11 protein-coding genes and 2 pseudogenes are annotated in these 16,159 nt (G+C 57.2%); 5 read left to right on the forward strand and 8 right to left on the reverse strand.

Annotated elements, in window-relative coordinates:
- Positions 1–169: 169 nt before the first annotated feature.
- Positions 170–1,984 (reverse strand): CHASE3 domain-containing protein, encoded by a 1,815-nt coding sequence (locus RVU70_RS19260; RefSeq protein ID WP_363351881.1) that lies wholly within the window; start codon positions 1,982–1,984, stop codon positions 170–172.
- 796 nt (positions 1,985–2,780) lie between these two features.
- Here RVU70_RS19260 and RVU70_RS19265 point away from each other — a divergent pair.
- The gene (locus tag RVU70_RS19265; protein ID WP_363351631.1) at positions 2,781–3,230 is read left to right on the forward strand and encodes a hypothetical protein; all 450 of its coding nucleotides are present in this window, start codon (positions 2,781–2,783) and stop codon (positions 3,228–3,230) included.
- Positions 3,231–3,251: 21 nt separating this feature from the next.
- Here the strand turns inward: RVU70_RS19265 and RVU70_RS19270 are convergent.
- Positions 3,252–3,681 (reverse strand): annotated as a pseudogene (locus tag RVU70_RS19270) (IS5 family transposase); the annotation flags it as partial.
- A gap of 56 nt (positions 3,682–3,737) precedes the next feature.
- Here RVU70_RS19270 and RVU70_RS21615 point away from each other — a divergent pair.
- From RVU70_RS21615 to RVU70_RS19280, 3 genes and pseudogenes are all read left to right on the forward strand, one after another.
- A pseudogene (locus RVU70_RS21615) lies at positions 3,738–4,110 on the forward strand (serine recombinase); the annotation flags it as partial.
- Positions 4,111–4,277: 167 nt separating this feature from the next.
- Entirely contained in the window at positions 4,278–4,601 is a 324-nt protein-coding gene (locus tag RVU70_RS21620) for an ATP-binding cassette domain-containing protein (RefSeq protein ID WP_405044892.1), read from the forward strand.
- A gap of 143 nt (positions 4,602–4,744) precedes the next feature.
- Positions 4,745–5,803 (forward strand): AI-2E family transporter, encoded by a 1,059-nt coding sequence (locus RVU70_RS19280; protein ID WP_363351882.1) that lies wholly within the window; start codon positions 4,745–4,747, stop codon positions 5,801–5,803.
- A 647-nt stretch (positions 5,804–6,450) separates the two neighbouring features.
- Here the strand turns inward: RVU70_RS19280 and RVU70_RS19285 are convergent.
- The 4 genes from RVU70_RS19285 to RVU70_RS19300 form a co-directional block, all read right to left on the reverse strand.
- Entirely contained in the window at positions 6,451–6,771 is a 321-nt protein-coding gene (locus RVU70_RS19285; RefSeq protein WP_363351903.1) for a LysM peptidoglycan-binding domain-containing protein, read from the reverse strand.
- 288 nt (positions 6,772–7,059) lie between these two features.
- Positions 7,060–7,365 (reverse strand): GlsB/YeaQ/YmgE family stress response membrane protein, encoded by a 306-nt coding sequence (locus tag RVU70_RS19290; protein ID WP_363351883.1) that lies wholly within the window; start codon positions 7,363–7,365, stop codon positions 7,060–7,062.
- A 320-nt stretch (positions 7,366–7,685) separates the two neighbouring features.
- Complete coding sequence (locus RVU70_RS19295) at positions 7,686–8,621, reverse strand: hypothetical protein (RefSeq protein ID WP_363351884.1); 936 nt, start codon at positions 8,619–8,621, stop codon at positions 7,686–7,688.
- A 1,293-nt stretch (positions 8,622–9,914) separates the two neighbouring features.
- Positions 9,915–10,589, reverse strand: a complete 675-nt coding sequence (locus RVU70_RS19300; protein WP_363351885.1) for a phasin family protein — start codon at positions 10,587–10,589, stop codon at positions 9,915–9,917.
- 120 nt (positions 10,590–10,709) lie between these two features.
- Here RVU70_RS19300 and RVU70_RS19305 point away from each other — a divergent pair, with 120 nt between their 5' ends.
- Positions 10,710–10,946 (forward strand): hypothetical protein, encoded by a 237-nt coding sequence (locus RVU70_RS19305; protein ID WP_363351887.1) that lies wholly within the window; start codon positions 10,710–10,712, stop codon positions 10,944–10,946.
- Here RVU70_RS19305 and RVU70_RS19310 read toward each other — a convergent pair.
- Together RVU70_RS19310 and RVU70_RS19315 are read right to left on the reverse strand one after the other, a co-directional pair.
- A complete protein-coding gene (locus tag RVU70_RS19310) occupies positions 10,943–11,284 on the reverse strand; it encodes a hypothetical protein (RefSeq protein ID WP_363351889.1) in 342 nt (113 codons plus the stop codon). The genes RVU70_RS19305 and RVU70_RS19310 overlap by 4 nt on opposite strands.
- A gap of 292 nt (positions 11,285–11,576) precedes the next feature.
- Entirely contained in the window at positions 11,577–15,737 is a 4,161-nt protein-coding gene (locus RVU70_RS19315; protein WP_363351891.1) for a CheR family methyltransferase, read from the reverse strand.
- Positions 15,738–16,159 lie beyond the last annotated feature (422 nt).

Consider the following 16,159-nt stretch of genomic DNA (forward strand, 5'->3'; position numbering starts at 1 on the left):
GTCTGGTTATGAACGAGGGCATTTCAGGGGGGAAGGTCATCAGGTGCTGCGGAAGAACAAGCACACAACTTCGTATCGCCGAAGGCCCAGATGTCGCCTGCACTCACTCTTGGCGCGTTTTTCATGTTCAGTCGGGCTGCCGAGGGCCTCGTATCCAAAGGGCGTTCGATCAGGGCGGAGACATCGGCGGGCGCCCCAAAGCCACACGCACGGCCTCTGCAAATTGTCGCAGAGTAAAGGGTTTAGTCAGAACGTTCTCGGTCTGTATGTTGTGCCTGACGAGAAAGGCGCGCGGAAAGCCAGTCATGTATAAAACCCGAAGGTCGTGCCGGCGGAAGACGGCTTCCCTGGTTAGCTGGGCCCCGTCCATCTCCGGCATGACGACATCCGTGACCAGCAGCTTGATCTCCGGCTGCCCCTTCAAAATCTCAATCGCCGCCTTGCCGCCGTCAGCCTCCAAGACATTGTAGCCGAGTTCCTTGGCCGCCATTACTGTGAGCCGCCGCGCGGTCGGATCGTCATCGACAATAAGCAGAATCTCCTCCGGATGACCGAACGGCAGGTCGGGGTTTTCGCGAGAGACCGACGACGCGAAGCTGCCCAAAAACCGCGGAAACAACATAGCAACGCTCGTTCCATGGCCGAGCTCGGAATAGACTTTGACGGCGCCGTTGGATTGTCTGACAAAGCCGTGGACCTGGGAAAGCCCCAGACCTGTCCCTTTTCCGACTGGTTTTGTGGTAAAAAACGGGTCAAATGCCCGCGCCACAACCTCAGCCGGCATACCTTCGCCAGTGTCTGAGACCGACACCTTTACAAATTCGCCCGGCTTCAAGCCAGGGTTCTGCGCGGCGTAATTTTCGTCAATGGAAATATTCTCCGTGGCGATGACGAGACGGCCGCCTCCCGGCATTGCGTCGCGCGCGTTGACGACAAGGTTGAGTAGGGCGTTTTCGAGCTCATGCGAGTCAATGCACGTCTCCCACAGCCCATCCGCCAGCTGCTTCTCCAATTCAACGTCGGAGCCGAGAGTTCTCCGCAGGATGTCAGACATTCCTCTGATGAGCTCGTTCGGGTTCACGACTTTGGGATCGAGTGGCTGCTCCCGCGAAAAGGCAAGTAGTCTGCGCACGAGTCGAGCGGCCTTGTTCACTCCTTCCTCCGCCGAGTCGATCAGTCCGTCGATCTCGTGACTTCCACTCCTCAGCTTGCGTCGCACGATATTGAGACTTGCCAAGATGACCGATAGAAGATTATTGAAATCATGGGCAATGCCGCCCGCTAACTGACCTAGAGCCTCCAGTTTTTGGGACTGGCGCAACTGGGATTCAACTTTCACTCGCTGCCGGGCCTGTTCAATGACCTCGTCGTAAGCCATCTGTATTTTCTGATTGGCAGCCTGCAATTTCCGGTTTGCAGCTTCGAGCTCATAGAGGTGGCGCTCTGATGAAAGAACGATAAATAAAGCAGATGCGGCTAACGAGAGAAATAGGAACCCAAAAATTACGCTCAGCCACTCTGAAGCGGCGTAATAAGCTTGCTGTCTTTTCTGATAAAGCGCATCCTCCTCGCGCAAAATGCTATCCAGGATTTTGAAGGCTTGATCCGTCAGGTCCCTCCCATGCCCGGTCTTAAAGGACGCGAGCGCTTCTGCACTACGACCCTCTCTGACTGCTTGCGTCCGCCATTTAAGGAGCTGAAGTCTCTCATTTACGAGCGGAACTAAACGATCCATGGCCTGCTGCTGGGCTTCGGCGTCCGCCAAGAGATCGCGCAGCTTGTCTATCTGTATCTGAACTTGCGGGGCGACCGCTTCATAGGGCTCGAGATACTGTTCCTCCTGCGTTAGCAGGTAGCCACGCTCGCCGCTTTGAACCCTTCGCAACGTTGCGGCGAACTGATGAAGGCTACTTTCTACCGTGATTGTATGGCGCACCCATGAGGCGGCGTCCCGCTTTCGGGTCTCTGCGTATATCGAGGCCATGACAGCCATTCCGACTGTGGCGAGGCCGAAGAGCAGCGATAAAGCCGTTCTTCTTTGGCGAGGCGGTAGCTGCAAGGCCGAACCTTGAATTGGGGACGTTGGACAAAGACTTTACCTGATAGCGACCAGGACTGGCGCCTATCAACAGGCATAGTGAAAGGCCCGGTCTCGCAGACAAGCGAGCGCTGTCGAGACAGCGACGGCCCGTTCGGCTTTAAAGCGTTCTTCTCCTTTACTCAGTCAGCTGTTCTGCCTCGTAGGTAGCGTCTAGAGGCTTGTATCTCAAGCGTATTACCGCCTTTTATCATCAGGCGCCCCCCCTTAGTTAGCATTAAGCAACATGCATTGAGCATGTGTTCTTGGTCGATCCTCACAGGACGCAGCTACGCCTTTGTCGGTCCACAGTTAAACCGCCTTTGACTGCGCCGTCGCTACCGTGTCTCAACAGGGGCGCCCGCTCCGCCCAGGCGCAAACCGAGCCTCGCCAGCATTAGCTCGAGCGCCACCCCTATAACACACCGTGCATGAGGTCGAGCCGCATCGCAGGGGCCGACTGCTCGTATTCCCCCAGAGGCGCAGGAAGTTCATCTGTCCCGAATATCATCTTTGGAGTCATCGCGGGGCCCCAAGCTTTAACTAACGCTGCTGCGCCAGCACCGCTGCAACGGCGTCAAACTCCGGGCCCCTGAGGAAATACCTGACTGCTTGCCACCTTGACAGAGTTCGTTCGTGGGCTGATCTAATTTTACGTCCGGGCTACCTGGGGGAAGGCTCCTTAAACGCGGGAATGAATCGGATGGCCGTCGATCGGAGCGGAGGTCTCACCTCGATTTATGTCATGCTTTTGCTTGGTTTGGGCCTATGCGTCGGTGCTGTTGTGGGAAGCGTTTTGGGTAACTTTTTCAATAGCGGCCTCTTGATTGGTGTGGTCGCGGGGTTGCTGTCGGTCATCGTCATTGGACAAGCGCGCGTCGTGGCGCTGAAGTTTTTTCCTAGCGGCACGGTTCCCGATGAACTCGCGGATAAGTTTCCCCGCATCGTGCATATAAATGCCCTCTTCGTATCCTTACTGGGAGGTATGGCCGGCCACGACGTCACCCGCGAGATTGGCGAGTCGTCGGGCCTGTGGATCGGAGGTTTTTCCGGACTATTCGCCTCACTTGCCATGCTCGGGCTGATGTTCACCTATTTTTACAGCAACGCTGAGTTCGGGCCGGTCACGCCTACGACTTCGGAAGACGGTTAGACATCTGAGGGTGTTATGTAAGTTTACAGCGCTGCGGTCATCCCGCGTTGCGACGGGCCTGAAGTCCTTCAGTCGACAGAACATGCACTCGATGGTGTTGCGGTTGCGATAGAGGAACGGCGAGAAGCAGTTCTTCCACTTGCGATTGGCGTTGGGCGGGATGTTCGGCATGGCCCCGCCAGCCTCAATCTGGTGGCGAAGGGCGTTGCTGTCGTAGCCCTTGTCGCCGTGCAGAGTATCGCAGGCGGGCATCTTTGCCAGAAGCTCCACGCCGGTCATGCAATCCGCAACCTGGCCGCCGGTCAGCATGAAGGCGACGGGTCGGCGGCTTCTGTCAGCGCGCGTCCGCCTCTCGATCGGCCGATCGCCTGGGCGCGCTCCCCCCTTTGCCGCCACTTGCAGAGCGATGCGCCTTGATCGCCGTCGAGTCGATGAGAACCTTATGATGGGGTTGCCACGGGCATGACCTTCGGCGGTCCGCGGTCGATGCGGCTGTCCGAGCCAGCCCTCGAGGTCGACCCGAGCGCCTTTACGAACTTGGCGGATAATCTGTCGGCAGCATGGCATGCGCCGAACGTAACGATACGCCCTAAACAACTGCTGCGGACATTGATCGCCGACATATCGTCGATGTCGACGACCACGCGCGCGAGGTCGTGCTGACGATTCATTGGCGTGGCGGTCAGCATTCCAAACTACGCGGTCGTAAATCACGGGCTGGCGAGCATGGTTGCGCGACGACAGAGGAGGCTTTGGCGATCATCCGAAATATGGCTCCGGTCGCTGGTTGGACGAGCATATCGCCGCGTCGCTCAATCGAATGGGCATGCCCACAGGCCAAGGCAAAACCTGGACAGCGCACCGCGCTGCTTCCGTTCGACCGCCCTGGGGCAGCGGCAGCATTCCCCGGGCAAGGGATGCACGCATCGCCGATATGCCACAGCAGCCATACATTCCGCGGGGCACGCTACGCAAAGCGCTCGAATATCCCCACGACGCCAACCCACCCGACCCGCGCATATCGAAAGGATCCTCGCCGCTTGTGGCCTGGCTCATTTCGTTTCACGGCTGGACGAGGAGCAGAGCTGGTCGGTTGTGCTCTCCGGCGGCGAGCAGCAGCAGCTCGGCTTCGCGCAGGTGCTTATGAGGCCGTCCGACATCATCATCATGGACGAACCAACCTTGGCCCTCGACGACGTAATCCAGACTCGGTTGAGGTACTGCTCAGCGAAGGAGCGCCTAGCTCGACCATCGTCCATGCCGCACGTCGCAATCTGGCAAGCGCTTCTACGACCGAGAAAATTAGCTCAAGGCGAGGCCTGCCTCGAAAGCCCATTGCCGTCGAATGCACTGCCGAGCCTACGCGAATAGTGGAGCCGCTAGAATGTCCGAACCCCTACCGCCTACTGCTACTATTCACTAACTTGCAGATGGACCCGTGTCGGCGCTGACCACCCACATGCGGCTTGATTATCATCAAACCCTTGGCAAGGGCAAACAGTTGGAACATGTGAATGCGCGACATTGAAGACACAGCCTTCCTGGCACTGATCTTGGCAGTATCGGTCTCCTTCGCTTGGATACTTTGGCCCTTCTACGGGGCCGTTCTCTGGGGCACCGTGACGGCAATTGTGTTCGCGCCCCTGTATCGCCGCCTGTTGAGTTCAATGCAGCCAAGACGCAACCTTGCCGCCATCGTGACGGTAATGATCATTGTATTGGTCGTTATCCTGCCATTGACATTGATTGCAGCGGCAATGGCTCAGGAGGCGTCCGGCGCCTATGAACAGCTTCAATCGGGAGATCTAGACCTCGTTCGCCTTTTTCGGCAAGGCTTCGACGCCTTGCCCACATGGGCCGCTGATCTCATGCGACGCTTTGGCCTCACCAGCCTTGGGGAAGCACAGGAAAAATTGTCCGAGGAAGTTATCAAGGGAAGCCAGTTTTTCGCGACAAAGGCGCTGGGAATTGGGCAGGGCGCGGTGAGCCTAATCGTAAATCTTTGCGTAATGCTCTACCTGTTGTTCTTCCTGCTACGTGACGAGGAGGCGCTCGCTTACGAACTCAGGGATGCGATCCCGCTCCGCGCTGAGCAGAAGGACGCACTCCTCCGCAAATTCGCTGTTGTCATTCGCGCTACAGTAAAAGGGGATCTGCTCGTGGCGGTCCTGCAAGGTGCGCTAGGCGGCCTCATTTTCTGGATCCTTGGAGTCAGCGCCCCACTGTTATGGGCAGCATTGATGGCGATTCTATCTCTAGTCCCAGCGATAGGCGCCGCCTTGGTATGGGGTCCGGTTGCGATCTATTTCCTGGTTTCGGGCGCAATTTGGCAGGGCATCGCTCTAATTGTTTACGGCGCGTTCGTGATCGGTCTGGCGGACAACGTTCTGCGTCCGATCTTGGTGGGAAAAGACACCAAGATGCCTAACTACGTTGTGCTGATCTCTACGTTAGGCGGCATTCAGATGTTCGGTCTCAACGGCTTTGTCATGGGGCCGGTGATCGCGGCGATGTTCATCGCCGCTTGGGACATCTATTCCACGACGAGGCAGAGAACGGACAAAGGAACTTGAGCTCCAGAGAAAAGCTGATAGGGTCGAGCCAAGAAACTGCGATAATGCCGGCGGTCCCGGAAAGAAAGCTAAATGCATTGGAGTTCCCTTCCTCCGATAGCAGCGGCCCGGTAAGACGCCCTTTGTGTTAGCCGGAAGCCTATGACGCCCGTGATAGAGGTATTTGAAAAATGCTGTGAAAACTGTGCAAACGACGGCGAGTGGGAGATCGTTCAGGAAGCCACGCCTCGTATGAATGGTTGTCGGCCAGAAAGGAAATGTATTAGGTCCTCGCTCACAGAAGCTTCGAGTCGCGCTTGCCCTTGGCCCGTCGGGCCGCTCTCCGCCATCGACCTCGAGGGGCGACTGTTGAGATGGCCGCCGTTGGTTCCTGGGGTCGGCTCGCCGAAAGACGGGCCCGAGATCTGAGCAAGTGCATCGGACACACGCCGGTCGCAGCTAGCGGTGAGACTGCTTACATTTGCAAACGAGCGCTGGATCATTAGGCATAGCGTCTCACTCGATGCGGTAGCGGATCTCGTAGTGTAGGCGGTTGAAATGCCTTCAAGCGGGTGCCGCCGCCGCGTGGCATTGGGCAGCGTCAGCTACAGCGGCAAAGCGACCATAAGCCCTTCTAAACCCGCGCCGTTTAAAAGTAATATAACGTCCTAGAGCGCAGGGATGCGGAGTTTTTGGCCCGGATAAATTTTATCGGGGTCCTTCAGCAGCGACTTATTCGCCTCGAATATCTCTTCGTATCTAGCACCCTTGCCGTGGCCATAATGCAATTCGGCGATCTTCCAGAGCGTATCACCGCGTTGCACGGTATAGAATTTGGGTTCCGCGTTGGGGTTTACAGAGACAATGTTGTTCTCGACCCTAGCCACCCCCTGGGCGGTGGCGACGGCGAGAGCAATCTTATCCACATCTGCCGCGGTGAAGGCGCTACCGCCGAGCGTTACCTTGTCGCCGTCGACTTTAATATCGATCCTGGAGCGTCGAGACCAAGCTTGGCGATTTCCTTCTTTAGGCCTTCAGCAGTAACCGGGGGTTTGACGGCGCCTGCCGGAGCGGGAGCGGCTTTACCCCTGCCTGTTAGAAAATCCAGAATCCCCATTTGAGCCTCCTCTGTACGCAGGGGCAATCGGCCTTGCGCAAAGCTCGATTTTACTTGGCCACGGACATCAACTTCAGGGACAGCGAACTCGTTCCTGGACAATTTGGCCGACGATTCCACGATTCTTGGGATCTGTCCCCGGTAGCGCCACTATATCAAATCAGGGATACCTATCCGAATACCCTTGTCTTCCCTCGGGATTGAATCGCTGCCACACAGTGATAATCAAAATTGAGCCCACGAGGGCTGCAATGAAATGCCCAAGCGACCCCCGCACCACTATGCCCAAAAGGTCTGCGAGCTGCGATCCGATCCACGATCCTGCGACCCCCACAAGGACGTTCGTCGGTAGCCAGTGACGCACCCCCGTAACCATCCCCGCTACCCAGCCCGCTAAACCGCCAATGACAAGAAGAGCAAAAAATCCCACGTCGGGTGTTCCGAGAATTCCTAGCGGCTGGTCCATCGCGACCTCCTGATGCCATGGGCTAAGGTGACAAATGGGTCGCTCTTGTTGATTGGCTCGCCCTCGCGAAGGAAATTTTCTTCATGCGAGATAGGCACGCGGTCTTTGGAACCTCTCTGCGCTAAGCGCGGGCGGTCGACATGGTGGCGACGGCCTGACGATCGACGTTGTGCAGGCGACTATCGCACGCAGCTCACGGTCCACACTAAAATCGACGGCCGATCGCGACATTCGTCAAGGAAGCCGCACGGCCGTCGCCATGGCGATCGCATTTTCCGCCCGACGCCTATACTGTCTGGAGTGGCCAGTTGGATGAGACGCTATCGTTCAACCGACAACGCTAGTTTGACCGCCGAGACTGAGCCCGCCGGAAATCGCCAGGTCGCCGCCTTGAGCTCGGTCTCGCATGGGCGGAACACGTCCGGCTGGTCCTGATTGACATAGCTCCTCAAGTTCTCTGGCGCGATTTCGATCACGCGGCCGCCCCGTGTCCCCGGGAAGCTCGCCTCGACCGCCCGGTAATACAGGACGTTCGCGACATGCAGGTACAACGTGTCGCCCGCTCGGCCCGCGGCGACGTCGAGCCCAGCCGGCGCCGATCTTACCGCTACCCCGTGCGTTCCATTGTGCTTGCGGAAGAGCGCCGCGATCGAGCCGGCCGGCATGAGATAGCTCCTGCCGCGTGGGGTCGGCGTCATCACCGACGTCGTTGTCCAGCGGCTGCCCTGCAAGTCGGCCGCAGTGGCGATGCGGACGCGCGCGCCATGCCGCTGGTAAATGTTCAGCGACCGCGCGTGGTATGCCGCGGTAAGCCACTGAATTGGGTTGATATTGTGAGCGCCTAGACTGAGATGCCCCTCCTTGATTGCGATCGGCATCTGCGTTGCCTGCTCGATCTCCACGACCCGCCGCTCCACATCATCCGACAGCTCGAGCAATTCATCCCATGCGCGCGCAGGGTCCTGCTGATAGCGTAGGCCCTCGAGCGCTGTTTCCGGCCGCTTGGGAGTCTGACTCATCATGTGAATGGCGACCAGATCGATGAATTCGCCGGCCTGTTTCTCCATGTCCCTCGCCCAAAGCTTTCCGTCACGGCCGCGGTCGCCCCACTCAATCAGCTTGATGGACGCGTCGACCGGCCGCATGGCCCGAGCGAATTGGATGGTGTGCGCAATCGCCTCCTCCTTGTCGAAACATGAGGTCTCATAGGAGGTCTCATTGCCGATCTGCCAGAGCTTCAACTTAGAATAGCGCACCCATTCGGCAACGCTATCACTGACTTCAGGCCACGACTGACTCTTGGACCGGTAGAATGGCGAAGAGGACTCGCGTTCTCCCTGGCGCCCTGGACGCGACGCAAAGGCTGCGCGGAGACAGTATGAAACGGGAACCAGGCGACCTTCGGGAAAGGGTCATTGCCGTGGGGCTAGCGGGTGAACGCGCAATGCTACCAAAACGTCAGGGATGAAAACGAAATGCCCAGCGCCATATTGATCGTATGATGCAAAGGAAAAGACCCGTAACCGAAGCTAACGCTAAAGCTATAGAAGCGTGGGACAATGAGGGTGGCGCTCCTGCTTCTGCTGACAGATCGTCAGAATATGCGACGGCGGAGCCCAACCGCTATAGACCAATTCGGGTGGATATCGAGGTGAGGAAGGTCGAAGAACACGCGAATGGACGATTGCTTTACATGGTTTGCATGCAAGCCCCCGCCGGAAGGATCGAATTTCCAATTGCTGTACAGGATGAAGGAATTGCGGCTCAGAATGAAAAAGCTGCCCTTCGATCTGCGCTTGGCCTCGCGGAGGATCTAGCTGAATTCATTCGGCGGCGTCTTGGATAATCAAAGACTTCTAGAGTGCAGCTATGAGGCCATGGGCGAGAGCCGTTCACGGGTAAGGAGATTGTGCCTACGCCTCCCTGTTGCTGCTTCACGGAGCCTGTCAGCAAGGGAAACAAAACCTACTTTCCTTGGCCTTCACGTCGTCCCCGGCTCGCCGCTCGTCAATCGAGCTTCTCTACAAAGCTTGCGCGGATTCTGTCGTCAATAACTTCGTCCCCCAAGGGCCGTTCGCTTTTCCCAAGCATGAGGAACCCGTGAGCATCTTAGCGAGGCAGGCAACTTGTCCTTGCGCTTCATTTGAAACGGCATAGGGCCTAAAGAAGAGTAGGCAAAGCCCCGCCGGGAGCGAGTGGGGCGGTATAGCGCATTTCGTGTTCACAAAGGCACTGAAAGCAGCAGCCTAGATCTTGCATTGCGGGAGGAGAGTTGACGAGGTGGAATTGGCCTGTCTTACTAAGGTGGGGGAAGATTTTAGCCTTGGCACAGTACCTCGGCGACAAAATGCTGCGCTACGGAAGCGATTGTATACACCTCACAAACGGATACGCTATGATTGGGAAGTTGCTGACGCCGCCTTTGAGGATCTGCATACGCGCGGTCTCACACCTATTGTCGAGTTGCACTTACTCCGGATCACCCAGAGCTTTCGCCACGTGAGCTGGCAGTAGGGCTCTCGGATGCGAAGAGAATTCCCTGCATCGCGCTACTTTGCCATGTCCCGCGAATCCGGTTCGTCTTTTTCGTTATGCTGAAAGACCCGTGGATTCGCCTCGAGAACATTTTGCAATTTAGGTTTTTGCCCGCTCACGCTCAAGTAACAGGTCAACACTCTTCTCGTCATTTTCGAGCAGAGGTCGACGACCCTGAAGGAGCGCATGAGGATATTACTATAGGCCCTTCCTGCGAACTCGGACTGCACCTCGATAACGCCGTCAAGCCTTTGTGCACGCGTCAGCTTCTCTATAAATGCGTAGCTATCGTCTAAAGATTGTCGCCAATATTCCATCGCTTCCGCTGCAATCGAGAACGCCCATTCAGTGTTTCGGTCGGTCGCAGAGATCATGGTTTCGATCTGGTGACCTTCGCGCCCTCTCACATCGTCGACGGTCAAGCCGCCAGTCGGAGAAAGCGATTTTTCTTGTTGGCGAACTTTGCGGACAATGTAGTACGCGAGTACCGCCATCGCGACTGTAGCGCCGAGCGTTGCCGAACCGAAGACAGTCGAGCGCCTCCAGCCTACCCCTGCTGCGCTATCGGAGAGACCGGATTGAACGCGATTCGCCGCATTTTCCGCCCCGCGCCGTGCGAACCCGCGCGAGTCGCCCGCAAGAGCCGAGTCGGCCGGCTCGGTTGAATTTCCAGAGATAGATTTGGTCATTAGGTTCTCCCGCGTCAGTCTCTCCCGCGTCCAAAAGGACTGAACGCCGACCTACGCCGATAGTCCAACTGACGGCCTCGTGGGCGAGCGGCAAATAGCGGGCTTTGCGCGGGAGCCATTATGACCGCTATGTGCTTGGAGCTGCCGACCTCGTTGAAGAGATCGGCAGGAACAGACCTCGAAGGCGTAGCGCGGCGCCGGTCAAACACTATCCCGCAGTCGCTTGATAAGATCGTGATTGTACTGGCGCTGAACAAGAGTTTGAACGTCAACCGGAGCAAAGACTACATTGGTCATCGCTTGAGTCTTCCTGTTTCCAAGCAGACGGGATTGCCGCTTGCAGTGCCCTGGCTTTAGTCTTTTGACGCCCCGGAGCGCCAAAGCGCCCCGAACAAGAAGCCGGCGCCCGCCGCCATGAGAATTGTCATCAACGGGTTCTCCCGCGCAGACGTTTCCGCGGCTTGGCGGATAGTGCTGGCTACGTTTGTCGCCTGATCGACTGCCTGCCCGCTAATTTCTTTCGCCGATGTCACAGCCGCGTTAGCGGTCTCCAGGACGCCTTTTGTACTCTTGCCAATCTGCTCGGCTGCGTCACCGGCACGCTCTGCGACGATAGAGCCCGCTTGGTGCACCGGATTCTCCGCTCGGCGGGCTCGTTCAAAATCCGTATTGTTCGTGCCTGTACCCGTTGCCATTGGTTGTTTTCCTCGATGTGACTGTAGACGTGATTGTGCCGCAAACTCGACCGCCGGCAGCAGAGCGCCGCCCGCCGGCAGAGGAACCCCTCACACGCTGACGCTCATCCGCAGCCCGGGATTTTCTTCGGAAGTGGAAAGGTTTGAGCCTCGGAGTCGACGGCTGACCTAGCTTTAAGCTTTTGGGAAGCCGATTGTTCCGTCTCCGTCCCGCGGTAAGCGCTCTTCGCCCTGAAATGGAGCATATTCTTACACGGCGATCCGGTTACGAGACTACGCGTCTGCTCGTCATTCAGCTCACCGACTTAGCGCCGCGCAATTGGAGCAGATTCTTCAGAACCTCATTGCCCAGAGGCTTAACGAAAAACTGATCGAACCCAGCTTTGAGCGCTCTTTGGCGGACCTCTTCTTGGCCCCAGCCACTGAGGGCGATCAGAACGAGATTCTGGCCGTCAACAAGTTTTCTGACCTCGCGCGCCAGTTCGAATCCGTCCATTCCTGGCAATCCGAGGTCCATGATGATTTTTTCCGGCTTGAACTCGGAGATGGCCGTGAGCGCTGCGGGCGCGTCATATGCGGTGCGTGCATCTACCCCAAAGGATTGGACAAGCATCGCAAGACTCTCCGCCACATCCTGCTGATCGTCCACAATCAAAACACGCCCTGACGCGAGGCCGGAGTCTAATCTAGTCTGCGCACTCGGGGCTTCATCCTGCGAGGACGAGGTTGAAAGGGGCAGGCAAACCCGCATCTCACACCCCTTGTCTGCGCCCTCGCTGTACGCCTCGATCGTGCCACCATGCATTTCGACGATCCCGCGCGCCAGAGCAAGTCCGACGCCTATCCCGGTCTGCCCCTGGCCCGAGGGGTGATCTCCTTGGTTGAAAAGCTCGAACACGTGCGCAAGACTATTAGCCGAAAAGCCGGTTCCATTGTCACACACCGTAGCTCTGACGTTACCGCCATCGCACGTAGTGGAGACTTCGATGCGTCCTCGCTCCGGAGTGAATTTCGATGCGTTGTTGAGCAGATTAGAAAACACTTGAGCAAGACGCACAAAATCGCCTTCAACGATAAGCGGCTGGTCGAGCAGAGAAATCTTAATCTCCTGCTGCTTGGCCTCGACAAGTGGAAGGACCGTTTCAATCGCTTGGCGAATGACGTCGTTCAAATCGACCGATTGTCGACGTAGCTCGATCTTGCCGCGCGTTATGCGCGCAATGTCAAGCAAGTCGTCAACGAGTCGAGTGAGATGCGACGCCTGTCGTTCAATCATGTCATGCAGGCGTTCGGCTTGCGAGGATGAAATGTTCGGCTGCTTGAGCACCGCGACGGCATTATGGATAGGCGTGAGTGGGTTTCGCAACTCGTGTGCAAGCATCGCAAGAAACTCGTCCTTCCGATGGTCGGCCTCCCGCAAGGCTTGTTGCAGCAAAAAAACACTGATCGCATCAGCAGCCTGACGTGCGCAGATGTCAACGAGACGCAGTTCGTGGTCGGAGAACTGATGCGGTTCTCGGAAATGTGCGGCTAACATCCCGACTATCTTTCCCGAGTTGGCGAACAAGGGAATCGAGACGACCGCTCGATAGCCCGCGGCTCTTGTCTCATCCTTGTTAGCCGCCAATGTCGGTTCGTTCTCGACATCCTCGAACACAACTCGTCCCGATCTCGCCAGCGCCAGCCCGTAGGGCGAGGCAGAGGTGGCGTCAACCGTTGCGAAGTGATCGAGAAAGCGCTTTTCTAGCCCGTAGTGCGCGACAATATGAAGCGTTTTGCAGGCTTCGTCACAAAGCTGAATGCTGCCGAAGTCTGCCCCGAGCAGTTCGACGATGGCCTCGAGAATAGCCCCCAGCGGCGCCTCCAGTTGATCGGCTTGCATCGCTTTGGTGCTGAGTTGCTGCAAGCGCGTCATTGCGCGCAACTCGGCGGCAAGCCCTTGTTCGGCGAGTTTCAGCGTGGTGACGTCATTTAGCGTGACAACGGCGCCGTCAATTCTATTTTCAAGAGTCCGGTATGGCCGAATTTGCAGCGACAGCCAGCGTTCGTCCGTCGTCGTTACTTCTTTGTCGATGGGGATCAGGTTCTGGAGAACGCCAGCGACATCCTGTGCGAGATTGTTGTAAACCAAGCGATGAGTGAAATCAGAAATGACACGACCGATGTCACCGCTGGTAATGTTGAAATACTCGACAGCCCGCGGCGTGAAAAATTTGATTCTGAGGTCAGCGTCCAAGAACAGCGTCCCAATTTCTGTCGCGGCGACGAGATTCTGCAAGTCATTATGCGCCGAGGAAACCAGGTCGAACTTGATCTTGAGCTCGGCATTAACTGTCTGCAGCTCCTCGTTCATCGATTGGAGTTCTTCCTTGCTGGTTTCAAGCTCCTCTGCCGTAGAGCGGTATTCTTCGTTTATAGACTGCAGTTCTTCATTGGCCGCTCGCGACTCCTCGGCCGCTCGTTCATATTCCTTACGGGTAACGTTGAGCTGGTCCTGCGCGACCATTAGCTGCTGACGCAGGCGCGCGACTTCATCCCGGTTTCCTGATCCTTCCTCTGCATCCTCTCCTCCTATCGGGGCGAACCCGAGGTCCAAGAAGAAAACCAGCGCACTACCCTGGATCAGGTCGCCCTCGGTCGAGGGCGTCACATGTAGTGCAACCAGCCGATACTCGCCATCGAAGGCGACAGGGGCAGGAATAGACAGTGTCGCTTCGCCATGCTCTAGCGCGCGCTGAAGGGCGAAATTCAAATCGGCGCGGAGTTCCGCTCGAACTTGGTCCGCCAGCTCGGGGCTAAAAGGCCCCTCGGAGGGGCGGAAGAACCGGCCGACTGTCGGAGACAGATGCAAAATACGGTAGGAACGATCGACGAGCACGCTCGGTGGGGAGACCTTCTCGAGGGCGGCCGCGTGTCTATTTCTGACCCGTGATTTCAGCTCGGCCTGCGGCTGCGGCTTCGAGCGGCGCTCTGGCAAGTGATGACCGAATGAGAGCTGCGGCAGAATAGGCGCAATCTTCTCGGGCCCGCCAAGAGCGAGATATATTCGAGCCTCTCGATCGACGACTGAAAAATTCGTCTGCTCCGCATCGATCGTCTCAGCCGAGCCTAGAAAAATAAAGCCATTCGGTTTCAGTGCATAGTGAAAAAGCGCACAGAGTTGCTGCTGCAGCTCACGCTGCAGATAGATGAGTAGATTACGGCAGGAGATGAAATCAACCTTAATAAAGGGCGGGTCCTTCAATGCGCTGTGGGAGGCGAACAACACGAGCTCCCGCAGCTCCTGCCGAAGCCGGTAATGAGCCTCGTCTTGCACAAAGAAGCGACGGAGACGCTCGTCAGACACCTCGGATTCAATCGCTTTTGGATAACGACCTTCTCGCGCTGTGGCGAGCGCTCCATCGTCGATGTCGCTTGCGAAAATCTGAATGTTGGGATGCACGCCTCGCCGGCTTGCCTCCTCCAACAAGAGGATGCCGATGCTGTATGCCTCCTCGCCTGTCGCGCATCCGACGACCCAAACACGAATTGACGTCTCGCCGTCGAGCTTGTCAAAAAGCGGCTTGACGACCTTTTGATCCAACGCGGAGAAAGCTTCCGGATCCCGAAAAAAACTTGTGACGGAAATCAGCAGGTCCGAGAGAAGCTCACGAGCCTCTTGCTCATTGCTTTGGAGGTATTTGTTGTAGTCCTCTAAATTCGCCTGGCGCGTGAGCTGCATGCGCCTGGTCACACGCCGGGTGATGGTCGCTGCCTTGTAATTAGAAAAATCATGACCAGTGCGTCGGCGCAGGAACGCGACGATTTGACGGATTTTCTGCTCAGTGTCCTCCTTGCTTGTTTGGCGAAAAGCCATTTTGCGGTGTGCCATCTCGGCAAGGCGCACCGTAAGTTCGGCGATGGGAGCCACGAAGTCGACCACGCCAGTCGCTATGGCGTTTTCAGGCATCATCGGATATTCGGCTTCGCTCGGCTCCTGAGCGAAGACCACGGCGCCGGCCTCCTTCATCGCTCGAACGCCGAGCGCTCCATCGGAGCCCGAACCGCTCAAGACCAGCGCCACCCCATCGCGTCTACAAGCAGCCACTGAGCGAAAAAGGAGGTCAATCGGGGAACGGCGACCTCTCGGCTCGCTAAAGGCGCGCGCTTTTACGTCATCGCCGTCAATTACAAGCTCGCGGTCCGGCGCCACAACGTAGACACAGTTAGGTTTTAGCTTTTCCGAGACTTCGACCTGGCGGACTGGCATGGTTGTCCGCGTCGCCAGTATCTCACTCAAGGCGCTTGGATGGTCAGGCGCAAGGTGCACGACGACGACGAAGGCCAAGCCTAGGTCGTTACTGACAGTGGCAAAAAAAGCCTGTAGCGCGTTGACGCCGCCCGCCGAAGCCCCGATGGCGCACACCGGGGTATGGAGCGGGCGCAGGTCATTTCCCTCGCCATTTATGTTCAAGACGCCCCCAGGGATTGCAGGGAAGCTCCATAAGACTCTGTTCGCTGCTTCTCTTAGATAGCTCGAGCGACCCTTAGCCGCCACTCGGCACTACCGCTTAGCTTCTGGCGGGCCAAGCAGGCCAAAACTCAATGCATCGCCAGACATTTGCAAGTGCCCGCCCTTGAGAAATTCTTCGACCTTATTAGTCTTCCTAGGCGGCGGCGCCGGGGTGGGCCTGGGTCCTGTCAAAGGAGCCAGCAATGCGCCTTATCCTTGTTGACTGCCGTTCCAACGTTATGTCCGATTTCTCTGCATGCACCAAATCTTCCAGAGGCTACCGCGCCATTTTACAACCGCCAAAATAGGAGCCCTAGCAAAGGCCTCTGCTCGCCTTTTAGACAGCTGGAAGGCACAGCCGCTTCTATCGCTTTTCCTGCTTC

The organism is Methylocystis echinoides (assembly GCF_040687965.1).
Taxonomy (GTDB): Bacteria; Pseudomonadota; Alphaproteobacteria; order Rhizobiales; family Beijerinckiaceae; genus Methylocystis; species Methylocystis echinoides_A.